At 31.2% G+C, this 24,957-nt stretch carries 22 protein-coding genes; 14 read left to right on the top strand and 8 right to left on the bottom strand.

What is annotated here, in order from left to right; genetic code table 11:
• Positions 1–51: 51 nt before the first annotated feature.
• The gene (gene radC, locus AC2TEO_RS14165) at positions 52–738 is read right to left on the bottom strand and encodes a RadC family protein (protein WP_442265458.1); all 687 of its coding nucleotides are present in this window, start codon (positions 736–738) and stop codon (positions 52–54) included.
• A gap of 117 nt (positions 739–855) precedes the next feature.
• Between radC and trkA the strand changes: the two genes are divergently transcribed.
• From trkA to AC2TEO_RS14130, 7 genes are all read left to right on the top strand, one after another.
• On the top strand, positions 856–2,202 hold the full coding sequence (trkA, locus tag AC2TEO_RS14160; protein ID WP_442265457.1) for a Trk system potassium transporter TrkA: 1,347 nt from the start codon (positions 856–858) through the stop codon (positions 2,200–2,202).
• The gene (locus AC2TEO_RS14155) at positions 2,202–3,704 is read left to right on the top strand and encodes a TrkH family potassium uptake protein (protein ID WP_442265456.1); all 1,503 of its coding nucleotides are present in this window, start codon (positions 2,202–2,204) and stop codon (positions 3,702–3,704) included. Before trkA ends, AC2TEO_RS14155 begins: the two co-directional genes overlap by 1 nt.
• Before the next feature lie 239 nt (positions 3,705–3,943).
• Positions 3,944–4,606: a phage tail protein gene (locus tag AC2TEO_RS14150; protein ID WP_442265455.1), complete on the top strand. Its 663-nt coding sequence runs from the start codon at positions 3,944–3,946 to the stop codon at positions 4,604–4,606.
• Between the two features lie 120 nt (positions 4,607–4,726).
• Positions 4,727–8,674 carry a YDG domain-containing protein gene (locus AC2TEO_RS14145; RefSeq protein ID WP_442265454.1) on the top strand — a complete coding sequence of 1,316 codons (3,948 nt, stop codon included), beginning with the start codon at positions 4,727–4,729 and terminating at the stop codon, positions 8,672–8,674.
• A 24-nt stretch (positions 8,675–8,698) separates the two neighbouring features.
• Positions 8,699–8,863, top strand: a complete 165-nt coding sequence (locus AC2TEO_RS14140; protein ID WP_442265453.1) for a hypothetical protein — start codon at positions 8,699–8,701, stop codon at positions 8,861–8,863.
• Between the two features lie 149 nt (positions 8,864–9,012).
• A complete protein-coding gene (locus AC2TEO_RS14135) occupies positions 9,013–11,850 on the top strand; it encodes a lamin tail domain-containing protein (RefSeq protein ID WP_442265452.1) in 2,838 nt (945 codons plus the stop codon).
• 24 nt (positions 11,851–11,874) lie between these two features.
• Positions 11,875–12,042: a hypothetical protein gene (locus AC2TEO_RS14130; protein ID WP_299673837.1), complete on the top strand. Its 168-nt coding sequence runs from the start codon at positions 11,875–11,877 to the stop codon at positions 12,040–12,042.
• 74 nt (positions 12,043–12,116) lie between these two features.
• On the opposite strand, the gene gyrB is transcribed toward AC2TEO_RS14130, so the two are convergent.
• Entirely contained in the window at positions 12,117–14,054 is a 1,938-nt protein-coding gene (gene gyrB, locus AC2TEO_RS14125) for a DNA topoisomerase (ATP-hydrolyzing) subunit B (RefSeq protein ID WP_442265451.1), read from the bottom strand.
• Positions 14,055–14,768: 714 nt separating this feature from the next.
• On the opposite strand from gyrB, the gene AC2TEO_RS14120 reads away from it, so the two are divergent.
• Positions 14,769–15,947, top strand: coding sequence for a DUF3103 family protein (locus AC2TEO_RS14120; RefSeq protein ID WP_442265450.1), 1,179 nt, complete (start codon positions 14,769–14,771; stop codon positions 15,945–15,947).
• Between the two features lie 156 nt (positions 15,948–16,103).
• Here the strand turns inward: AC2TEO_RS14120 and aat are convergent, their stop codons facing one another.
• Together aat and AC2TEO_RS14110 are read right to left on the bottom strand one after the other, a co-directional pair.
• Positions 16,104–16,739: a leucyl/phenylalanyl-tRNA--protein transferase gene (gene aat, locus AC2TEO_RS14115; protein WP_442265449.1), complete on the bottom strand. Its 636-nt coding sequence runs from the start codon at positions 16,737–16,739 to the stop codon at positions 16,104–16,106.
• Positions 16,739–18,112: a short-chain fatty acid transporter gene (locus tag AC2TEO_RS14110; RefSeq protein ID WP_442265448.1), complete on the bottom strand. Its 1,374-nt coding sequence runs from the start codon at positions 18,110–18,112 to the stop codon at positions 16,739–16,741. The genes aat and AC2TEO_RS14110 overlap by 1 nt, the downstream gene beginning before the upstream one ends.
• A gap of 98 nt (positions 18,113–18,210) precedes the next feature.
• Between AC2TEO_RS14110 and AC2TEO_RS14105 the strand changes: the two genes are divergently transcribed.
• Positions 18,211–18,834 (top strand): YqaA family protein, encoded by a 624-nt coding sequence (locus tag AC2TEO_RS14105; protein ID WP_442265447.1) that lies wholly within the window; start codon positions 18,211–18,213, stop codon positions 18,832–18,834.
• A gap of 80 nt (positions 18,835–18,914) precedes the next feature.
• Positions 18,915–19,154, top strand: coding sequence for a DUF1456 family protein (locus tag AC2TEO_RS14100; RefSeq protein ID WP_442265446.1), 240 nt, complete (start codon positions 18,915–18,917; stop codon positions 19,152–19,154).
• A 62-nt stretch (positions 19,155–19,216) separates the two neighbouring features.
• On the opposite strand, the gene AC2TEO_RS14095 is transcribed toward AC2TEO_RS14100, so the two are convergent.
• Both AC2TEO_RS14095 and AC2TEO_RS14090 read right to left on the bottom strand, forming a co-directional pair.
• The gene (locus tag AC2TEO_RS14095; protein WP_095074117.1) at positions 19,217–19,585 is read right to left on the bottom strand and encodes a DUF3127 domain-containing protein; all 369 of its coding nucleotides are present in this window, start codon (positions 19,583–19,585) and stop codon (positions 19,217–19,219) included.
• A 4-nt stretch (positions 19,586–19,589) separates the two neighbouring features.
• A complete protein-coding gene (locus AC2TEO_RS14090; protein WP_442265445.1) occupies positions 19,590–20,453 on the bottom strand; it encodes a flavin reductase family protein in 864 nt (287 codons plus the stop codon).
• Between the two features lie 85 nt (positions 20,454–20,538).
• On the opposite strand from AC2TEO_RS14090, the gene AC2TEO_RS14085 reads away from it, so the two are divergent.
• Positions 20,539–21,696 (top strand): sensor histidine kinase, encoded by a 1,158-nt coding sequence (locus AC2TEO_RS14085; RefSeq protein WP_442265444.1) that lies wholly within the window; start codon positions 20,539–20,541, stop codon positions 21,694–21,696.
• 15 nt (positions 21,697–21,711) lie between these two features.
• On the opposite strand, the gene AC2TEO_RS14080 is transcribed toward AC2TEO_RS14085, so the two are convergent.
• Together AC2TEO_RS14080 and greA are read right to left on the bottom strand one after the other, a co-directional pair.
• Complete coding sequence (locus AC2TEO_RS14080; protein ID WP_442265443.1) at positions 21,712–22,104, bottom strand: HIT family protein; 393 nt, start codon at positions 22,102–22,104, stop codon at positions 21,712–21,714.
• 92 nt (positions 22,105–22,196) lie between these two features.
• On the bottom strand, positions 22,197–22,670 hold the full coding sequence (gene greA, locus AC2TEO_RS14075; RefSeq protein WP_442265442.1) for a transcription elongation factor GreA: 474 nt from the start codon (positions 22,668–22,670) through the stop codon (positions 22,197–22,199).
• A gap of 106 nt (positions 22,671–22,776) precedes the next feature.
• On the opposite strand from greA, the gene AC2TEO_RS14070 reads away from it, so the two are divergent.
• From AC2TEO_RS14070 to purE, 3 genes are all read left to right on the top strand, one after another.
• Positions 22,777–23,184: a Rieske (2Fe-2S) protein gene (locus AC2TEO_RS14070; protein ID WP_442265441.1), complete on the top strand. Its 408-nt coding sequence runs from the start codon at positions 22,777–22,779 to the stop codon at positions 23,182–23,184.
• 62 nt (positions 23,185–23,246) lie between these two features.
• Entirely contained in the window at positions 23,247–24,404 is a 1,158-nt protein-coding gene (locus tag AC2TEO_RS14065) for a 5-(carboxyamino)imidazole ribonucleotide synthase (protein WP_442265440.1), read from the top strand.
• Between the two features lie 57 nt (positions 24,405–24,461).
• On the top strand, positions 24,462–24,941 hold the full coding sequence (purE, locus tag AC2TEO_RS14060) for a 5-(carboxyamino)imidazole ribonucleotide mutase (protein WP_299617229.1): 480 nt from the start codon (positions 24,462–24,464) through the stop codon (positions 24,939–24,941).
• Positions 24,942–24,957: the final 16 nt, after the last annotated feature.

Raw genomic sequence — 24,957 nt, 5'->3', positions numbered from 1 at the left:
ATCGATAATCAGTAAACTTTACTCCTTAATAAGTTAATAATAATTTACTGATTACAGCATTCCTTCATCTGCAAAGCTAAAGTAATCTTTTTCAGTTATAATTAAATGATCGAGAACTTTTATATCTAATGCAACTCCAGCTTTTTTTATTTTCTCTGTAAGTTGGATATCTGAGGTACTCGGAGATAATTTTCCAGATGGATGATTATGAATTAAAATAATTCCTACAGCTGCTAGTTCTAACGCTTTTTTATAAATTAATCGAATATCTACTAAAGCACTTACCAATCCTCCTTTACTAATTTGATATTTATCTAACACTGTATTCGAGTTATTTAAATACACAACCCAAAATTCTTCATGTGGTAAATCACCTACAATAGATTGCATTAAATTAAAAACATTATTAGAGGATTTTATTTTAAACACATCTTTACCTTCTTCAAAATGACGTCGTTTACCTAATTCTAAGGCTGTAATAATACTTATAGCTTTTGCTTCTCCAATTCCTTTAAACCTCATCAACTCTTGAATTGAGAGTTTCGCTAAATCATTTAGATTATTATTTACAGAAGATAAAATTCGTTTCGATAATTCTACAGCACTTTCTGTACGATTTCCCGAACCTATGAGAATCGCAATTAACTCGGCATTAGTTACAATAGTTTTTCCATGATTCAACAATTTTTCTCTTGGCCTATCATCTATAGCCCAAGATTTTATACTTAACTTTTTCATTTCTTTTCTTTTTCACAAATATAATTAAAACATAGTGTAGCTAAATTTAATCTCATTTTTTGCTAAATCTTTTCATTTCAAAAATGTATCTTTGTACCCTATTCGTTAATTTTTAATATGAAAATTATAATAGCCGGAGCTGGTGATGTTGGATTTCATCTGGCTAAACTCCTATCATACGAATCTCAAGACACTTATATTGTCGATTTAGATGGCGATAAGCTGAATTATATTAATAATCACTTGGACGTTATTACTAAAAAAGGAGATGCTACTTCAATAAAACTTTTAAAAGAAATAGGAATTGGAAATGCCGATTTACTTTTAGCTGTTACAGAAAATCAAAATACAAATTTTACGATTGCTGTAATTGGAAAGGCTTTAGGAGTGAACAAAACAATTGCTAGAATAAAAAACCCTGAATTTTTAAGTAGTGAAGCAATAGACTTTAAAGATTTTGGTGTTGATTTTATGATTTCTCCTGAAGAATTAGCTGCTGAAGAGATCAAATTATTATTACATCAATCTTCTTTTAATGATACTGTAGCCTTTGAAAATGGTTTATTTAACGTAATGGGAACTACTTTAGGTTATAAATCACCTATTGTAAATCTTTCTGTTAAAGAAGCTAAGGACAAATTTAACATGGTAGATTTTATTACCATCGCTATAAAAAGAGAAGGAATTGCTCAAACAATTATCCCTAGAGGAGATACTGAGTATAAAATGAACGATCAAGTTTATTTCTCTGTTCCAAATTATAGTATTGAAAAATTATATCCAATTATCGGAAAAGAACATTTAGATATAAAAAATGTAATGATACTTGGTGGAAGTAGTATCGGTAAAAAAACTGCCAGAAATCTTTGTAAAGATAATTTCAAAGTAAAACTTATTGAAAAAAATAGAGATAAAGCATTAACTCTTGCTGAAGATTTAAGAACTACTTTAGTTATTAATGGAGATGGTAGAGAATTAGAACTGCTTGAAGAAGAAAACATTAGAGACATGGACGCTTTTATCGCTGTAACTGGTGATTCTGAAACGAACATCATGTCTTGTTTAGTAGCTAAATCTAAAGGCGTAAAAAAAACAGTAGCTTTAGTAGAGAATATGGATTATATCAATATTTCTCAAACTATCGGTATCGACACACTTATTAACAAAAAACTTATTGCTGCAAGTAATATTTTTAGGCATATTCGCAAAGGTGAAATTTTAGCACTTGCAAACTTACACAATATTGATGCTGAAGTTTTTGAATTTGAAGTACAGCATGGTGCTAAAGTAACTGAAAAACCTATTAGAGAGCTTCGTTTTCCTAGAGAAGCTGTATTTGGAGGAATTATTAGAAACGGAAAAGCATTAATGTCATTTGGTGATATGCAAATTCTTGCAGGAGATTATGTAATCGTATTCTGTCTTCCTGAAGCTATTTCAACAGTAGAAGATTTATTCAACTAATGGAAAATTTAAATCTTAAATTAATCTTTCGTTTTTTAGGAATTACTGCAATTCTTAATGGTTTTTTTATGTGGCTTGCTATCCCTTTTAGTTTGTATTATAAAGAAACTGATGTTCTCTTAGGAATTTTAAACTCTGGTATAATTACTATCTCTATAGGACTGCTTTTATTTTTTTTTAACAAACCAACAAATAAAAACCTCTTAAAAAAAGAAGGATATCTTATAGTTACTTTAGGGTGGGTAATTTTAACATTAACAGGAATGTTACCCTATTTATTAACTGGAAGTATACCTTCTATTCCAAATGCACTTTTTGAAACTATTTCAGGATATTCCACTACTGGTTCTTCTATTTTAACAGATATTGAAAGTATGCCTAAAGGAATACTTTTTTGGCGAAGTGCCACACATTGGATTGGCGGAATGGGAATAATTGTACTTACAATTGCTATTTTACCATTATTAGGAATTGGAGGAATGCAGTTATTTTTAGCAGAAGCTCCAGGACCTTCTGCTGATAAATTACATCCTAGAATTACTGACACTGCTAAACGGCTTTGGTTAATTTATGTAGGGTTAACTATTGTTGAGTTTCTTTTATTAAAAGTTGCAGGAATGACTTGGTATGACGCAATAAATCATGCTATGGCCACTGTTAGTACTGGAGGATTCTCTACTAAAAATGCCAGCGTAGCGCATTGGAACGGTATGCCTTTAATACAATATATTATTATTTTTTTCATGTTTGTTGCTGGAACAAATTTTGTATTAACTTATTTTGCTTTAAAAGGTAAACTAAGAAAAGTAATACAAAGTGAAGAGTTTAAATATTATGGATTAGGAATTTTCTTAGTAACTATTTTAGTTACACTCTCTATTGTTTTCTTCCAAGATGATTCTTTAAAAACTACTATAGAACACCCTATGGTTTTAGGCAAAGTTGAAAGTTCTTTTCGTCATTCCTTATTTTCTGTGATTTCTGTAGTTACTACTACAGGTTTTGTATCTGCCGATTTTACTATGTGGAGTCACTTTGTAACTGGTATTTTCTTTGCTTTATTTTTCGTGGGGGGATCTGCTGGATCTACTTCTGGCGGAGTTAAAATTGTACGTCACATTATCATGCTTAAAAATAGCTTTTTAGAATTTAAAAAATCTCTACATCCTAACGCTATTATTCCTGTTCGTTATGACGGAAAAGCTGTAAAACAAACTATTGTATTTAATATTCTTTCATTCTTCATTTTATACATGCTAATTTTTATCGTTGGTGCTGTTGTTTTAGCTTTAATGGGATTAGACATTAAATCTGCTCTTGGTGCTTGTGCTTCATCCTTAGGTAATATTGGCCCAGCAATTGGTAGTGTTAGTCCAGTAGATAATTTTTCACACCTATCGGTTAGCGCAAAGTTATTTTGCTCCTTTCTAATGTTAATAGGTCGCTTAGAGCTTTTCACTGTATTAATTTTATTCACACCTTTTTTCTGGAAAAAGAATTAGAAAATAACTTCACCTTTCTTTTTTCAAAAACCTCATTAAAAACCCTTTAACATTAATTAGTGTTAAAAAAAACATATATTTACAATGGGAAACATATATATCTATTTTAATTACACTTATTACTAAAAACTACACGCTCAATACTTTTTAGAGAATTCTAAGCATCGTTTGATGGTACATTTGTTTTGGATTAAAATAAGAACATATATAAATTTTTACTAACTAAAACTAAAACTATTATGAATTCAACGAAAAAAATTATCGGGTTACTATTTATAGTATTTTCTCTTTCTGGATCAATTAAAGCAGAAGCTCAAGAAGCTTATTTAGGAGAAATTAGAATGTTCGCAGGAAACTTCGCTCCTAGAGGCTGGGCTTTTTGTGACGGTCAGCTATTAGCTATTTCTTCAAATAATGCTTTATTTTCATTATTGGGAACTATGTATGGTGGTGATGGTAGAACAACTTTCGCTTTACCTGATTTACGAGGAAGGGTACCTATGAGTGCTGGATTACACCCTGGGTCTTCTTATAACTACAGAGTAGGACAAAGAGGAGGTATTGAATCTCCTACATTATCAACATTACAAATGCCTCAACATAATCACACAGCAAGTGTAAGCGGTGGCGGTGGAAATATATTATTAAGTACAGATTCTGCTCAAAGAAGTACTCCTCAAGCTGGAGATGTTCCTGCTTCAGCTCAATTCGGAAGTGGATTAAGTGCAACTCAAGTAAAAGCTTATGGACCACCTACAAATACTGTAAACGGACAAACAGTTTCTGGTGGTAATGTAACAATAGGCTTCACAGGAGCTTCTCAACCTTACGAAAATAGACAACCATACACAATTGTACGTTATATTATATGCTTACAAGGTGTTTATCCTTCAAGAAGCTAACAACATTTTTTACAAAAAAACTCTAGTATTAAAATATTAGAGTTTTTTTTCACGAATATAAACCTCTTGTAATCAGCAAACATTTTCCTTATATTTAGATCACTAACTAAAACTTAAAAAATGAAAAAAAACTACCTAAAACAGCCAATGCAAATTTTGTTCTGTTTTACACTATTACTGGGTTTTCAAAATTTATTTTCGCAAGCTCCCTCACCAGGTACAATGGAATTTGGAGGGACTTTAACTGTTTTATCTAATTCTACAAATCCATCAGTAGATTCTTCTTTCGATCCTTTATTAAATAACTTTGATGTTTCAGGTGTATCTAGTAACTCTCGTTTCATCGCTTTCGCTAATACTGGAAATGGAGGTGGTACCAGTGCCATTGGAGATGCTGGAGATCACGTTTTAGTTTGGACTGGTGATTCTTTAGGGACGTTCACATCTGGGACAATGAGTTCTAATGACGGATCTGAATTTGGTATTACAGCAATGGAATTTGCTTATGAATTTTCATCTACTCCTTCTTTATTAGATTTTACTATTCAAGGAAAAAAAGATAATAGTATTGTTGGTACAATTCTTCTATCTTCTCCTGCACATAATACAGAAATCAATATTGATTTTACCAATCCTACTACTGGTTCTTTTGCTGATATAGATGAGATTGTAATTTTACCTGCATCACCAATTGTTGGTGGTTTTTCAGTTGATGAAATGGTAATTGTTGCTGCTGTTTCTAATACAGATCCTACAATTTCTATTGATAACTCAATTTTGAGCTACATAGAAGGAAATACAGCTACACAAATAGACGCTTTAGGTACAATTAATGATGCTGATGGTGATGCAGACTGGAATGGTGGTACCTTAACAGCTCAAATAACAGCTAATGCTGAAGCTACAGATGAAATTAGTATTTCTGATACTGATGGCGACGGAACTGCTATTACAGTTAGCGGTACAAATATCTTAGCCAACGGAACAGATATTGGTGATTTAAGCACTAGTGGAGGAATAGTAACAAACGGGACTATTCTTACTATTACTTTCGACAGTGATGCTACCAATACTAACGTTCAAGAAGTATTACAATCTTTACGATACAGAACGACTTCAACTAGCCCTGGAACATCTAATAGAACAATAACTATTACAGCTAACGACACTAATGCTGGTACAGCTAATGACACAAGAACAGTTAGTGTTAGCACAGTTCCTAACACTACAAGTGTAAACGTTCCTTTTAACGGAACATATATTGCAAGTCAAAACTTAGATTTTACAATAAATTTTGATGAAAATATAATAGTAAACACAACAGGAGGTACTCCACAATTAGCATTAACAATTGGCTCTACTCTTCGTCAAGCTAATTATGTTGGAGGATCTGGTTCTTCAAATTTAGCATTCAGATATACAGTTCAATCTGGTGATGTTGATTCTGATGGTATTACAGTTGGAAGTTTATCAGCCAATGGAGGTACTTTACAAAATGGAATTGGCACAAACGCTAACTTAACATTAAACAGTATCGGCAATACTACAAGTATATTGGTAAATGCTCCTATTCAATTAACCATAACAGGTCTTACAGGAGGTAATAAAGAATATGATAACTCTACTGCTGCTAGTGCATCTGGAACTGCTACTTTGGTCGGTGTAGAAATTGGTGATGATGTGTCTTTAGGTGGTAGTCCAACGTTTACTTTTGCTTCTGTAAATGTGGGAACTGGTATTACAATTAATACTACCGGATATACTATTTCTGGGACTGATAGTGGTAAATATACCTTAACACAACCTACTTTATCTGGAAACATAACAACTAAAGAATTAACTATTACCGGACTTACAGGAGGCAATAAAACATATGATGACTCTACTGCTGCAAGCGCATCTGGAACTGCTACTTTAGTTGGTGTAGAAATTGGTGACGATGTATCTTTAGGTGGTAGTCCAACATTTACTTTTGCATCTGCAAATGCGGGAGCAGCTATCACTATTAACACTACTGGATACACTATTTCTGGAACTGATAGTGGAAATTATACGTTAACACAACCAACATTATCTGGAAATATTAATCAAGCAGAACTAACTGTAGTAGGACTTACTGGTGACAATAAAGTATATGACAACTCTACTGCTGCAAGCGCATCTGGAACTGCAGTACTAGCGGGGATTTTAGGACCTGATGTTGTAAATATTGGAGGTAGTCCTGTATTCACTTTTGCAAGTTCAAATGTAGGAACAGGAATTACAATCAACACTACTGGATATAATATTTCTGGAACTGATAGTGGAAATTATACATTAACACAACCAACCTTGTCTGCTGACATTACTACCAAGGAATTAACTATAACTGGACTTACTGGTGATAATAAAGTTTTTGATGGAACTACCATTGCTTCAGCTACCGGAACAGCAACCTTAGTAGGTGTTGAAACTGGTGACGACGTTACTTTAGGAGGTAGTCCTGTATTCACTTTTGCAAGTTCAAATGTAGGAACTGGAATAACAATTAACACATCTGGATATTCTATTTCGGGAACAGACAGTGGAAATTATTCGTTAACTCAACCTACTTTATCTGCTGACATCACTACTGCTTCAATTACTTGGACAGGAGCTACAAATAACGACTGGAACACTGCTTCCAATTGGAATACTAATAGTATCCCAGTAACTAGCTCTGAAGTAACTATACCTAATAGCTTAACAAATTACCCAACTATAACATCAGCAGTAACTGTAAACTCTATTAATATTGCTTCCGGAGCATCATTAATTGCAAATGCTTCAGTAACCGGTAGCACTACATACACAAGAAACTTACCAACAACAAATTGGTATTTAGTTTCTTCACCTGTTTCAGGTGAAACACAACAAGATGTTATAGCAAATCATACATTTGCTTCCGGATCTGGAAGTAATATTGGTATTGGAGCTTATACGAATAATGGTGCAGCACCATGGACTTATGCAACAACATCAACTACTGGCCCATTAGTTTCTGGAGCTGGGGTTTCAATGAAATTAGCTACAGCTGGTAATGTATCTATTACAGGTACTATTAACTCTTCAAATGTTAGTTTCCCTATTGCTACAGGAACCAGAAATAATTTTAATTTAATTGGTAATCCTTTTACTGCTTTTGTTAACTCTAGTAATTTCACAGCCGATAACACTGGATTATTAAGTGAAGAAACAGTTTGGTTATGGGATGGGTCTCAATATGTAACTTATAATGTTATAAGTCCTATTGAACTTGCTCCATCTCAAGCTTTCTTCGTAGAAGCTAATGGCTCTGGAAATATAACATTTTCAACAACAAATCAAAGTCATCAAACTTCAGACACTTTTATGAGACAAATTTCTCATCCTTCTTTTGAATTATTTGTAGAAAATGCTACAGATAAAAAATCAACTAAAGTATTTTATGTTGACAACAAAACTAAAGGATTTGACAATGGTTACGACTCTAAAATGTTTAGCGGTGTAAACGTAAACTTTGGTGTATTTACTGAATTATTAGAAAACAACCAAGGAAAAAAATTAGCTATTCAAACATTACCAAACTCTAATTATGACACCATGATTGTACCTGTTGGTGTTATTGCAAATGCTAATGAACAAATCACATTCTCTGTTAATGGTAAAAACTTACCAACAGGAATCGAAATTTATTTAGAAGACAAACTAAATAACAGTATTGTAAACCTAACTGAAGGAGATCATACTTTAACTTTAAAATCTTCTTCTAATAGTACTGGTAGATTTTACATTCACACGACAGCTAAAAGATTAAGCAATGAAGAAATCTTAAACAACTTTAGTAACATTAACATATATAAATCTGCTTCACAAGAACTTACAATAAACGGTTTACAAGGTAAAGCTTCTATTAAAGTATTCTCTATCCTAGGTAAAGAAGTGAATAAAACTGTTATTAATTCTAACGGAAATAGCAAAATTAATTTACCAGAATTACCATCAGGTGTGTATATAGTTAAACTAACATCTGATTTAGGTAAACTTACAAAAAAAATAATTTTAGAATAGTTTAATCCTCTAAACGAAGTAATCATGATTAATAAAGATAATAAGAAAGAGATCACTCGAAAAGAGGCTCTTAAGAAAATAGGTCATTATGGAAAATATACTGCTTTAACTGCACTAGGAACTTATTTAATTTTAAACCCTAAAAAAGCACAAGCAGCTTCTCCTGAACCACCAGGAAGTGGATTTTAAAGAATAAAAAAACACCTAAAAACCTCAAGGCAACCTTGAGGTTTTTTCATTCTTCTCGTTACTAAATTGTTATTTTTTAATAAAAAAAACAATTCAAATAGCTTCAAGTTCTGATTTTTAGTAATTTGCACGCCCTAAAAATTATAAAAATGAGAAAAAATTACTTTTTTATTTATCTAATACTTTTTATTACACCACTGATATCTAATAGTCAGACTACGGTAAAGTTCCAAAGTTTCGAAAGTGGATCTGATGACTGGAACTACACAATAACCCCTGCTACTTACAATATTTCCGGTGATGTATGGGCTTTAGTATCTTCTTTAGGAGGATCAGTAAACGGACCACAAGATGGCAGCATATTTTGGGGAATGAGAGATTTAGATAATACTAATGGTGGAGGTAGTTTTAATCACACCATAGCATTTGATAATGTAGACATATCATCTTCTACTGGAGTTAACATCTCTTTTTATTACATTACAGACGGCTTTGATTCAACAGATAATATTAGTGTTGAAATTTTCCATGATGATGTTTCTCAAGGAGTAACAGATTTAAATAAAAATACTGACACTTGGACTGAGTTTACAGCCTCTGTACCTGATACTGTTAATAATGTTAGAGTAACAATTATTGCTAGTCAAAATGGAGGAACTGATTATGCAGGAGTAGATAATTTTAGAATCACTGAAGCCTCAACTAATCCTTCAGTCTCTTTCGATAACAGTACTAGTAATATTAACGAAACTAACAGCACTGTAAACACGTTAATCCCAGTTACGTTTAACAACTACTCTTCTGACGTTACTGTTGGAATTACGGTTGACCCTTCTAGTAGTGCTCAAGCTGGTGATTATACACTTAACACAAATTCTTTATCATTTACTGGAAACGGAACTCAAAATATTTCCTTAGACATAAATAATGATGCAGATTTTATCAACGAAACAGTAATATTAAACTTAACTGTTAGTAGTGGTTCTGCAGACATCATAACATCTCAACATACTGTAACTATAAATGATGATGACATACCTTTAGTGATAAACGAAATACACGCAGATCCTGATGCTACAAATGGTGATGCAAATGGTGATGGAACTGTAAATACTTCTCAAGATGAGTTTATTGAAATTTATAATATTTCCGGTAGTGACTTAGATATTTCTGGGTGGGTTGTCGCAGACGCAGTTAATGACAGACATACTTTCCCATCTAATACTATAATACCGGCTAATGAATCTATTGTTGTATTTGGAGGAGGAACACCAGTAACAGTACCAGGTTTAGTTCAAACTTCAAGCAGTAGCACACTAGGGTTAAACAACGGAGGAGATTCAATAATAATTAAAAATGATACTGGAATCACAATAATTTCCGAATCTTATGGCAGTGAAGGTGGAAATAATCAATCAATTGCCAGAAATGATGACCTTGTAGGAACATTCATTCAACACTCAAATATTGTTAGCAACCCTGTATTATTTTCTCCAGGTAGAGACAATACAGATAACACACCTTTTTCTTCTTCTATTAAGTGGACAGGAGTTACAAACAATGACTGGAATACCGCTACGAATTGGTTAGGAGGAGTTGTTCCTTCTGGTAGCTCTGATGTTATTATACCTGCTGGGTTAACTAATTATCCGACTGCATCTAGTTTTATTTTTGTAAACAGTATTACATTCGAATCTGGAACATCTTTATTATTCAATTCTTTTGTAAATGGACAAATAACTTACAACAGAAATGTAACTTCTAACTGGCACTTAGTTGCTTCACCTATTGATAATGAAACTATTAATAACTTAATTAGTAATAACGATTTTTCAACAGGTACTAGCACCAATATTGGTATAGGTTTATATGATAATAATAACGCAACCACACCATGGCAATATCAAAATAATTCCTCTACAGGGGCATTAACTAGCGGTACAGGAATTTCTGTAAAGTTAAACACCTCTCCAATGGTTTTCAAAGGAAATATGTATACAGGCTCTGATTTAATTCCAATTACTACTGGTAGCAGAACTGATTTTAATTTAATTGGAAATAGATACACTGCCTATTTAGATTCTAATGCTTTTTTAACCAACATAACCAACACACCTGCACTTGCAGAGCAAACTATTTGGTTATGGGATGGAACACAATATGTAACAAAAAACTTGGCAGAGTCTATAAAAATTGCTCCAACTCAAGCTTTTTTTATTAGAGCAGCTATTAACACTAATGTAGCTTTAAATCCAGCTATGCTTTCTCATAACTCAACTGATACTTTTTTACGTCAAACTCCAAAATCTTCTTTTGAGTTATTTGTGAATAATGGTGAAACTGAAGGTTCAACTAAAGTATTTTACATAGATGGAAAAACCAAAGGTTTTGATAACGGTTATGACTCTAGAATATTCGAAGGTGTAAATCAAAAATTTGCAGTATTTACAGAATTACTAAATAATAATGATGGAAGAAAGCTTGCTATTCAAACTTTACCAAACAACAATCATGAAACAATGATTATTCCTGTTGGTTTAACTGCTGAAGCTGGAGAAGAAATTATATTCTCAATCAAAGAAAACAATTTACTTTCTGGTATAAATATTTATTTAGAAGATAGAGTAAATAATACTTTTGTAAATCTTTCAGAAAATAACCACAAAGTAACTTTAAAAGAAGCGTCTAACGGTACAGGACAATATTATATTCATGCTACTTCTTCTAGGTTAAGTAATGAAGAAATTACAAATAATTTCAATAATGTTAGTATTTATAAATCTGCTTCGCAAGAACTTACTGTAACAGGATTACAAGGTAAAGCTTCGGTTAAAGTATTTTCTATCTTAGGGAAAGAAATTAACAATACTATTATTAATTCTAATGGAAAAAGTAAAATTAACTTACCAAAGTTATCTTCAGGAGTTTATATAGTTAGACTTTCTTCTGATTTAGGTAAACTAACTAAGAAAATAATATTAGAATAATTTAATCCTCTAAACGAAGTAATCATGACTAACAACAAAGAAAATAAGCAAGAGATCACTCGAAAAGAGGCTCTTAAAAAAATAGGAAATTATGGTAAGTACACTGCTTTAACAGCATTAGGAACTTATTTAATTTTAAATCCAAAAAAAGCACAAGCTGCTTCTCCTGAAGATCCAGGAACTGGATTTTAAAATAAAATTATTACAAATAAAAAACCTCAAGATAAATCTTGAGGTTTTTTTTGAACTTAGTATTAAATAATTGACTATGCATCTATATTAGCATATTTCGCATTTCTTTCTATAAAATCTCTACGTGGAGGAACTTCATCTCCCATTAACATAGAGAAAATTCTATCAGCTTCTGCCATATTTTCAATTGTAACTTGACGTAATGTTCTGAACTCAGGATTCATTGTTGTATCCCATAATTGTTCAGCATTCATCTCTCCAAGACCTTTATAACGTTGAATAGAAGCTCCTCCTCCCATCTTTTGGTTAATTAAATCTCGTTGATTATCATCCCAAGCATACTCTCTCTTCTGTCCTTTTTTCACTAAATATAAAGGTGGTGTAGCAATATAAATATATCCTTGCTCAACCATTTCTCTCATGTAGCGGAAGAAGAATGTTAAAATTAATGTAGCAATATGCGAACCATCTACATCGGCATCACACATAATTACTACTTTATGATATCTTAATTTTGATAAGTTTAATGCTCTTGGATCTTCTTCAGTTCCAATTGTAATTCCTAAAGCTGTAAACATGTTTTTGATCTCTTCATTCTCAAAAACTTTATGTTGCATTGCTTTTTCTACATTAAGAATCTTACCACGTAATGGTAAAATTGCTTGGAAATTACGGTCACGACCTTGTTTTGCTGTTCCACCTGCCGAATCTCCCTCTACTAAGAATATCTCACAAACTGCTGGGTCAGTTTCAGAACAATCAGATAATTTACCAGGTAAACCTCCAATACTCATAACTGTTTTACGCTGTACCATTTCTCTTGCTTTACGAGCCGCATGGCGAGCTTGAGCTGCAAGGATTACTTTTTGTACAATCGTTTTAGCATCGTTAGGATTTTCTTCTAAATAATCAGTTAACATTTCTGAAACTGCCTGAGATACTGCTGAAGTAACCTCTCTATTTCCTAACTTTGTTTTAGTTTGCCCTTCGAATTGAGGTTCTGCTACTTTTACAGATACAATTGCTGTTAAACCCTCACGGAAATCATCTCCTGAAATTTCAAACTTAACATTCTTCAACAATCCAGAAGTATCTGCATATTTTTTTAAGGTTCCTGTTAAACCTCTTCTAAATCCAGATAAATGCGTTCCTCCTTCATGTGTATTAATATTATTTACATAGGAATGTAGATTTTCTGCATATGAATCGTTATAAATCATTGCTACTTCAACAGGAATTCCATTCTTTTCTCCTTCCATTGAAATTACATGCTGAATAACAGGTGTACGTGTACTATCTAAATACTTTACAAACTCAGATAAACCTTCATTACTATGAAAAGTTTCAACAATATCATTTCCTTCATCATCTTTATTACGCTTATCTGTTAAGGTAATTGTAATTCCTTTATTTAAATACGCTAACTCACGCATACGTGTTGCTAGAGTATCGTAGTTATATTCTGTAGTCTGCTGAAAAATACTTTTATCTGGTGAAAAGGTTACTTCTGTACCAGTTATATCAGTTTCTCCAACTGTTTTAACAGGATATAATGTTTTTCCTCGTTCATATTCTTGTTGCCAAATCTTACCTTCCCTATGAACTGTAGCTTTTAAATGATCAGAAAGTGCATTCACACAAGATACACCAACCCCATGTAAACCTCCAGAAACTTTATAAGAATCTTTATCAAACTTTCCTCCTGCTCCAATTTTAGTCATTACTACTTCTAAAGCAGAAACACCTTCTTTCTTATGTAAACCTACAGGAATACCTCTACCATTATCTCTAACAGTAATAGAATTATCTTCATTTATGTCAACAGAAATCACATCACAATGCCCAGCCAAAGCCTCATCAATAGAGTTATCTACTACTTCATATACTAAGTGATGTAAACCACGAACACCTACATCTCCGATATACATAGAAGGACGCATACGAACATGCTCCATTCCTTCTAGAGCCTGGATACTATCGGCAGAATAATTGTGCTTTTTTTCTTCGCTCATATTTTGAGTTTATTATATTTCTTAATTTTACATTTAGGAACATTAAAAACTTAATTAACTGCTAAAATTCAATTAATTATTAATTTTTATTGATTAGAAAAGTTCCCCTACACCATCGTACTAATTTCAAACGATAGCCTACAAATTTACATTTTTTAAAACTCAAAATCAATTTTTAAAGCATTTTTATCACTAACTTATCAACAATATAAAAAAAAGACAAAACCTCTTAAATCGGCTAAAAAATAGCTTAAAACTAAACCTGAGTTTTTTTTTCAACTTAACCACCAATTAAAACATCTATCTTGCTTTATATCGTCTCTATTTAAACTAAAAATATTTTTTTCAATTATTTAAATCCCTCTATTTTCTTTAAAGCTACATCTTGTTTTTCAATGAAAAATATCCAGCAGAGCATTGAATAACAAATAATCTGTTATTCCCAAACAACAATCTTTGTTTTTTTTCGATATTATCTTTAATTATAGACCAGATAAGTACCTTATGAATTACAATAAACTAAGATACTAGAAATGTGTATTCAGAAAATAATTATCTATTAGACTTTTAATTTAAACTCACACAAACAATCATATTTCTGTTAAAAAATCATAAAACAATGAATTTTATTTATTTTTTTAACAAAAAGAACTAATTTTAATAGTCATTTTATATATTTGAGGAAATTATTATTAACCTCAAAATTAAAAAAACATGAAATTCCCCCGAATTTTAATTAAGGCTGTTATTGCCTCTGCTCTATTAACTAATTGCAACAACTCTAATGATTTAAACCCCGAACCAGACACTTTAGGTTTTGAATCTTCCTCTTTAACAAAAAAAAGAGAAATAACTCTAGAGTTTATTGACTTGATGCAAAATCAAAACTTTAAAAACAAAACAATTAGCTTATTAAAAAATCAAGAACCAAGTGTTCTGCTGTCAAAAATTTTAAACGAAAATTCCGAATTTGTTAGTCAAAAAAAAACTTACAGTAATTTAGTTTCAGAAGCCACCAAATCGGAAACTTTTTCAGAAAACGAAATGCCTGAAAAAATTGAAGTTTTAGAAGTTTGGATGCATAATTCTAATGAAACCTCTGACTTTTCAAATGTTTTATTTTCATTTGCTCCGGATGGTGAAGAAAAAGATTGGTCTGTAATTGAAGCATATACTATAGATAAAAAAATAGTTCATTTAGATGCTAAAACCCCTCCTAACCAACCAGTAATAGTTATTGAAACTAATGGTTTCGAAACTTTAAAAAAAGAAGTTGAATTAATGAACAAACAATTAAGGTTAGAAGGTGTTCAAAATTCTAGATTTGATAAAATTGGAAATAACTTTAACTCATTGGCTAAAATGAGTAGAAATCAAGGATTGGAAACTACCAAGCTGAATAAAATCCGCTTAAACGATGACGAAGAACCATGGATTAGCGGGGCTGCTGAAATTTACGCAATTACTTCTGGTATAAAGGATAGTGATAATTCTCCAGAGATAAAAGTAATACCTATGTATTATCTAGATCATGATGACACCAATTACTACCCTAATCAAATTTTATTATTCTGGGACGATTACAAATATCAAGCTGCAAATATTCAGTTATTTGAAAAAGATGATAATATAAATTATAAAGAGTTAACGTCTACAATTGTCAACGGAGTATTTCAAATCATTGGAACAATCTCTACACAACCGTGGGTTAATGCTCTTGGTCAGGTAGCTGGTGCAATTATTCAGGCGATGCCTGATCAATGGTATACAAATAATGACGATTATGTAGATTCATTTTATACTATAGAAAAAAACAAAAGTTACACAGACTATTATGGTGCAAGAGGAAATGCAAAAGTAAATTTAGCCCCTTTCTTTGTCGCTTCTAATTAGCATAAATTTCATTTACATTGAATCATGTAAAAAATAAGAAGGAGTAATTACTAATAATTTCAGGTAATGGAACAAAAATGTATATTTGAAATTCATTAGTAATTAAGTCTTTTCAACATCATAGTAATTTAATTACTACTACTAAACAAAGGGGCTTTATGCCCCTTTTAAATATTTTAGAAAAATATTTCGAGGTATTTCTCTAGCCCCCAAACTTTCTAAATGACTGTTATGCACCTGACAATCTATAAGTTTATAGCCACATTCTTTAACCAAATAAATAAAAGCAACCTTACTCATATTACTTGCTTTACTAAACATACTTTCTCCACAGAAAATTCCATTTCCTAAATCTATTCCATACAAACCACCAACTAATATTTCGTCTTTCCATACCTCAATAGATTTTGCAAAACCAGCTTGAAAAAGATTCAAATAAGCTCTTTTCATATCATTTGTAATCCAAGTTCCATCTTGATCTTTTCTCGAAATATTTTTACAATTAGAAATAACAGCTTCAAAATTAGTATTTGTAGTAATTTTAAAGTCCTCTTTTCTTAATACTTGTCGCATCGATTTAGACACTTTCAACTCATTAGGAAACAACACCATTCTTTCTAAAGGTGAATACCAAACTATAGGTTCACCTTCATTAAACCAAGGAAAAATTCCATTACTATATGCGAAAATTAAACGCTCTACAGATAAATCTCCTCCTAAAGCCAAAACCCCTTCTTCTGAAGCAAATTCATGTGCAGGAAATTCTAACTCTTCTCCAATCCAATAATACATTATAATATAATTAAGCCTAAAATATAAATAACAGATCCAACCAACATGGCTATTAACGTATATGGTAAAATCTCTTTTGCTTTTAGTTTTGTTATTCCTAATAAAGGTAAAGCCCAAAATGGCTGTAACATATTGGTAATTTGATCACCATAAGCCAATGCCATAATCGCTTTGGGCAAAGGCACACCTAATTCTAAAGCACTTTGTAAAACTATTGGCCCTTGTACAATCCATTGTCCACCTCCACTTGGGACAAAGATATTTACTAATCCTGCGCTAAAAAAAGTAAATATTGGAAGGGTTGTTTCTGTAGATATAGAAACAAAAAAATCTGAAACTAAAGTAACCATCCCTGTACTATTCATAATTCCCATAATTCCAAAATACAAAGGAAACTGAATTAAAATTCCAGATACATCTGAAATAGCAACACCAATAGCTTTTATAAATTGTTTAAAATTACCATGTAGAATAATAGCCAAACCTAACATAAAAAGATTAATAAGATTGGGCGTTATTTTTAAACTCTTAATATCAGAAAAATATCTAAATCCGAAAGCTATTAGAATTATTACTCCAAATACAATACCTAAAAGCTTTGAATTATCTAACTTTTCTGCTTTTGTATTCACTTCGTCTTCCGTTTCTAATTGATAAATTTCTAAATTAAAAGTCGTTGGTTTAACCTTTTTCCCAATAAAATAAAAAACTGAAGCCACACTTAACATGACCACAAAAAACAACAATAAATTCCACCAGCTAAACACAGTTTGATTATAACTAATTACTTCTGGAATTTTAGTTAAGTGTAGATTTTCTGGACTTACCATACTTCTTAAATGTCCTTCTTCATTGATTTTTATTGGTGCTGAACCAGAAATTCCTCCGTGCCAAACCATTAACCCTACATAACCAGCCGCTCCTATTAAAGGGTAATTTAAATCCAAACCTTTTTGTTGAGCATCTTCCGCAACTCTTCTTGCTAATAAAGCACCAAATATTAATCCTAATCCCCAATTAAAAAAAGAAACTAACATTGTTGCAGTACTTACTATAAAAGCACTATTAGCTGTATTTGTACAATATTGTGTTAGTTTAGCTATTAAATTACTCATAGGTTTACTCAAAACCAATACATGCCCAAGTACTAAAATCAACATCATTTGGTAAGCAAATACCAAAAGATTATTACTCCATAATCCTTTTTCCCAAAAACTTAAAACATCAAAAAAATAAGCAACTGTATTTGTAGTTTCTGGTTTAGTAAACAACAATGCTAATATTAAAGTTAAAAAGGTGAGTAATACAGCAATAGTAAAAGGAGAAGGAATATACTTTTTGAAAATATTTTCAATAATTTTAGTAATCTTCATAATAGTTTAAATTGGAAGTTAAAAATAGGAAGATTTAACTTTTCTAGTCTGAAAAAGCTCACTATTTTTGCGCTCTTAAATGTTTGATGGAGACGCAAATGAAAAAAAAAGTCGGTAAAAAGAATAAAGATGCTCATGTAAAACGCTTACACAATTATTATCAGCGTACAGGTTTTTATATGTTTATTTGGGAAAGTTTAAAAAAAGCTTTTATTCCAATTGTTCTTGTTGTTATAGGTTTATTTGTTTTTAACAAATATGTATATAATATCAATGAAGGTTTACAATCCATGACAGAAACATTTTCTAGAACAAGCTTATTAGTTACTTTTTTTGTTTCTGAAACTATTTTAGGTTTAATTCCACCAGAAATCTTTATCGCTTGGTGTAAAAAAACTCCAACACCTGTAGTTAATTTAGCTTTACTAGCAACCCTTTCATATGCTGGAGGAATTGTTGCTTACTATTTAGGTAAAGCTTCTTTAAAAATAAATGCAGTAAAAGAATACTTAGAAGTAAAAATGGCTAAGCATTTAAAAAACACAAAAAAATGGGGAGGTTTTTTAATTCTAGTAGGAGCATTATTACCATTACCATTTGCAATAAGTTGTTTGACTGCTGGTATGATTAAATACCCTATAAAAAATGTAATTATATTTGGTTTATTCCGTTTTTTACGATTTGCAATTTATGGCTGGGCTATTTTTTCAGTAGTAAATTAATTCAACTTTCATTATAAAATTTCAGTTTTAAGAATTTAAAAACATACATTACAATATTATATAACTTAACCCTTTACTAAATGGCATTAACAAATAATGATATTTTTAAAAAATTGAGAGTAGCACACAAACTACGAGATACCGACATTATTGAAATATGTGCCTTAGTGGATTTCAAAGTCTCAAAAGGAGAATTAGGAGCGTTTTTCAGAAAAGAAGACCATCCAAAATATATGGAATGCGGAGATCAAATTCTTAGGAATTTTTTAAATGGATTGATTATACATTTAAGAGGTCCAATGCCTCCGAAAACCAAATAAAAAAGAGAACTAAATAATATTTAGTTCTCTTTTTTATATATACCATATTACTTTTTAAAAGATTAAAAAGGTAAATCGTCTGGCTCATTATCTGTTAAGTCTGGAGCTGGTTGAAACTGATCTACTGGCGGTACATTTTGTCCTGCAGCAGCTTGTTGTAAACTTTCAATTCTCCATCCTTGGATTGAATTAAAATACTTAGCTACACCTTCTGGATTAATCCATTCTCTACCTCTTAAGTTAATTGAAACTTTTACATCCTGTCCAACTTGAAAAGAGTTTAATAAATCACATTTATCTTGGATAAATTCAATAAGTATCATTTGCGGATACTGCTCGTCTGTAGTTACAACAAGTTCTCTCTTTCTGAATCCATTACTTCCAAAAGTTTGAGTCTCGTTAATAATTTTAATTTTACCTATAACTTCCATAATCTTACCTATTTATCAAAAGTACCTTCCAAGCACTTTCTACATCATTTTTGTCTAAATATTGTTGTGCAAATGTATGCTTTTTTTCTTCTGACAACCCCAAATATTCAGGATGTTCTTGAGCAAAGTTATCAACAACCTCAGCATTTGGCAAAGCTTCTACATTAGCTAAAACACCTAAATTATTCCCTGTTAAAACAGTACTATTTCGAATTGGATCAGGAATTTGATCTACACCAACCCCTAAAGTAGATAACGGTTTAGGTATTTCAAAGAAACCATCTCTTGCTCTAGAATAAAAGCTTCCTCCTGCTCTAGATACTAGATCTATTTTATACTGATCTATTAAACCTTCTTCATTTAAAACCTCTTCTTTAATATGAACTTTAACTACTTCACAAACGATTAAGTTTCCAGCGCCACCTTCATTTCCTGTATAAATAATATCGTTTACTTTACATTCAAATTGAACAGGAGACTCTGCAACTCTAAACGGTTTTACTTCTTCTGAAGGCAACATCGTTAATCCTGCTTTTACAAATTCGTTTACTCCTTTAGGATACATTGTACTACTTAACGACATTTGCTGAACAATATCGTAATTAACAATATTGATTACTACTTCTTTTATTTTCTCTACATTGTCTAACGTATGCTTAGTCGTATTATTTCTAACACTTCTTGCTGGAGAAAAAATCATAATTGGAGGATTAGCTCCAAAAACATTAAAAAAACTAAATGGAGAAAGATTTGGATTTCCTTCTTCGTCGATAGTACTAGCAAAAGCTATGGGTCTAGGCGCTACTGCACCTAATAAATATTGATGTAATTTTCCTGTAGATACTTCTTTAGGATTTATCGTTAACATGAATTTTTATTTTGAATACTGTCCTGTAAATATACTACGGATTAAGTTATAAAGTTATACTCTTAGAATAGTTTATATTTGACTAATGGGTTTTCTTAAAAATATCTTCTGGATAAAACGATTTATAATATTCATTTGTTTTGCTATTGTTTCTTTGATTTTATGGAACACATATTCTTTCTTTAAAAAGTTTAAAACAGATGAAAGAGTAAAAATGGAATTGTTCGCCATGTCTATTGAAAGATTTGGAAACACTGCTGATTTAGATGCTGACATGAGTTTAGAACTTAAAGCTTCTGACAACATGAATATTCCATGTATTTTAACAAGCTCTAATGGTACAATTAGAGAGCATCATAATTTAGATCCTAAAAGATCTTCTGATATTCTATATCTAACAGATCAGTTAAGAACTATGAAAAATCAGAATAAACCTATAGAAATTAATTACCTTGGAAGAAGAGAGTACATTTATTACAGAAACTCTGATTTACTTACTAAACTTACCTATTACCCTATTACTCTAATTTTAATTTTAGGCCTTTTTTTAGCTGTAATTTATTTGTTTTTTAACTCTAGTAAAATTGCTGAACAGAATAAATTATGGACAGGAATGGCTAAAGAAACTGCCCATCAAATAGGAACACCTTTGTCTTCTCTTTTAGGTTGGGTGACTATTCTTAGAGAAGAAAATATTGACCAAGATTATGTTGATGAAATTGAAAATGATGTTCAAAGATTAAGCACCATAGCCAATCGTTTTTCTAAAATTGGATCTCTTCCTAAACTTGAAACTGAAAATATAGTTAGTATAACTAAAAAAACTTTCGATTATTTAGAATCAAGAAGTCCGAAACAAACTTCTTTTACTTTTAATACTACTGATGAAAATATTCAAACAAATTTGAATAATGAATTGTATGGTTGGGTTATAGAGAATTTAATTAAAAATGCTATTGATGCAATGGAAGGAAAAGGAAGTATAGATCTAACGATTAAAAACACTGAAGATCATATTAAAATATTAATTTCAGATACTGGAAAAGGAATTCCTAAATCGAAATTTCATGTAGTATTTAAACCTGGTTTCACCTCTAAGAAAAGAGGTTGGGGATTAGGACTTTCTCTCTCGAAACGTATTATTGAAGATTACCACAAAGGGAAAATTTTTGTTCAAAAATCTGAATTAGGAAAAGGCACAACTTTTGAAATTCAACTCAACAAAGTAGCAACCAATTCCTAAATTAGATTTTAATTTTTATTCAAAATTATTAGCAATATTTTCTGCTAGTGAAATAAACTCTTCTTGAGATAACTTTTCTTTCTTTATAAATTGGATATCTTCCATTGCTTGTAAAGGCACTAAATGTACATGTACATGTGGTACTTCTAAACCAATTACACTCATCCCAATTCGCTCACATGATATTGTTTTTTCTAAAGCCTTAGCAACTCTATAACTAAAGTTCATTAAGTCTTTATATTCTTCTGGAGATAAATCAAAGATTTTATTCTCCTCTTTCTTAGGAATTACTAATGTGTGTCCTTTAGCATTGGGATTTATATCTAAAAAAGCAAAATGCTTTTCATCTTCTGCTATTTTATATGAAGGAATTTCTCCTTGAACTATTTTTGTAAATATTGAAGCCATTTTAATTTTAAATTGATCTGTTTGGTAAAAATAAAAAAATCGGATTTAGACCATATCTAAACCCGATAAATATTTTTTGTAGTTAAAAGTGGTTATCGAGAAATATCTAATATTTCAAACTTCATTAATCCGTTTGGAACCTGAATTTCAGCTATATCTCCAACTTTATTACCTAATAATCCTTTACCAATTGGCGAATTAACAGATAATTTACCATTACGAACATCACTTTCACTATCTGCTACTAAAGTATATGTAAACTCCATTCCGTTAGTAATATTTTTTAACTTTACTATAGAATGGATTAGAACTTTAGATGTATCTAATTGACTTTCATCTAAAATCCTTGCATTAGCAACTACATTCTTTAATTTAGCTATTTTAGTTTCTAGTAGCGATTGTTCTTCTTTAGCTGCATGATATTCTGCATTCTCACTTAAATCACCTTTATCACGTGCATCAGCAATTTCTTGAGAAACTCTTGGTCGCTCAACTTGCTCTAAATGCGCTAATTCATCCTTTAGCTTTTTTAAGCCTTCAGGACTATAATATGAAACTTCACTCATAACTCTAAAATTTAAAAAATCCCAGTCCGTTAGGAATGAGATCGTCTAACAAATGTACAAAATATTTGTAAATTAGCCACGTTAGCTTATAAACAAAGATATTCTTATGAAGAAAATTATTATTATCCTATTCGCTGTTCTTTTGTACAACTGTACTGATACTGATGATAATAACAATTGCTTTCTTGGTGTAGTTTTAAACGAAACGATAAATTTATCGAATCCTCAATTCATAAACATTCAAGTTCCGGGTGGCCACACAATTGCTAATATTGGTGGACGAAACTTAATTATTATTAGAAATAATACCAGCAGTTTTAAAGTTTTCGATTTACAATGCCCTGAAAGAGATTGCACTTCTCCAATGACTTTTGACGGTTTAAAATTAATCTGTCCATGTAGTGGTAAAGAATATAATTCTTTAAATGGTTCTCCTATAGACGGTGAAGGTTGTTTTGCTTTAGAGTATAATGTAATTCAAGTAAGTAATACTGCACTGCAAATAAGCAGATAAAAATAATTTTATCACCCAATTTAAGATTAGTATTTTTGTGGCAACAACACAAAAAAATAATCGTGCAAAACTATTTTTCTTCTCACTTTAAATTAGGTGTATTAGGAGGCGGACAGTTAGGTAGAATGTTATTATCTGAAACTCAAAAATTAGATATTCATACTGTTATCTTAGATAAATCTGCAGATGCTCCTTGCGCACAAATATGTAACGAATTTCATCAAGGTGATTTACTAGATTTTGATACTGTTTATAATTTCGGTAAAAAAGTAGACTTACTTACTATAGAAATTGAAAATGTAAATATCGATGCCTTAGATAAATTAGAGAGTGAAGGATTACCTATATATCCTAAACCAAGTAACTTAAGAATTATTCAAAACAAAGCGCAGCAAAAAAAGTTTTATAAGGAAAATCAAATTCCTACTGCTGATTTTAATCATTATGCTTTTGTTGACGAGTTAAAACATTCTTATGAAAATGGATTGGTGAAATTTCCTTTTGTTTGGAAATCTGCCCGATTTGGTTATGATGGAAATGGAGTAAAAGTAGTTAAAAACTATAGTGATTTAGAAACACTACCTGAAGGTGAATGTATCGCTGAACAAATGATTCCTTTTAAAAATGAATTAGCGGTTATAGTTGCCAGAAACCCGAAAGGTGATTTGGTAACCTATCCTGTAGTTGAAATGGAATTTCACCCAGAAGCAAACCAAGTAGAATATGTGATCTGCCCAGCAAGAATTGATGAAACTGTTGCTAAAAAAGCTAGAGAAGTAGCTTTAAAAGTAGCTGATGCTTTTGATTTTGTTGGTTTGTTAGCTGTTGAAATGTTTCAAACACAAGATGATGAAATTTTAGTAAATGAAGTTGCTCCAAGAACTCATAATTCTGGTCATTATAGTATTGAAGCAAGTTATACCAATCAATTTGAACAACATTTGCGTAGTATTCTAGATTTCCCTCTAGGAAATACCGATAGTAAATTAGCTGGAATTATGGTAAACTTAGTTGGAGCTGAAGGTCATACTGGTGAAGTTATTTATGAAAATATTCAAGAAATAATGAATATTGATGGAGTAACCCCTCATATATACGGTAAAAAAACGACAAAACCTTTCCGTAAAATGGGCCATGTTACTATTGTAAATCAAGATGTAAATAAAGCTAGAGAAGTAGCTCAAAAAGTAAAAGAAACTGTACGAGTTATTTCAAAATAAAAATTAGTAAACAAAACTTTAAAAGTTCTAAAAGAACTTGAACAACAACATAAAATTATGGTAGGAATTATAATGGGAAGTGATTCGGATCTTCCAATCATGCAAGATGCAATTGATGTATTAGAAAGTATGGATATTCAAATAGAGGTGGATATTGTTTCAGCTCACAGAACTCCAGAAAAACTATTCGATTACGCTACAAATGCTCACAAAAGAGGAGTACAAGTAATTATTGCTGGTGCTGGTGGAGCAGCTCACTTACCTGGAATGGTAGCAAGTATGAGTCCATTACCTGTTATTGGAGTTCCTGTAAAAAGTAGAAACTCAATTGATGGATGGGATTCTGTTTTGTCAATTTTACAAATGCCTGGAGGTGTTCCTGTTGCAACAGTTGCTTTAGATGGAGCAAAAAATGCAGGAATTTTAGCTGCACAAATTATAGGAGCATCAGATAAATGTGTTTTAGATAAAATAATCGCTTACAAAGAAGGCTTAAAACTAAAAGTTGAAAAGGCTTCTGAACGAGTAAAAAAATAAGTATCTTAGTACTATG

This window comes from Tenacibaculum aquaeponti (assembly GCF_057221555.1).
Note: the sequence above shows the minus strand (reverse complement) of the source record. Positions and strands in the feature narration are given on the sequence as shown.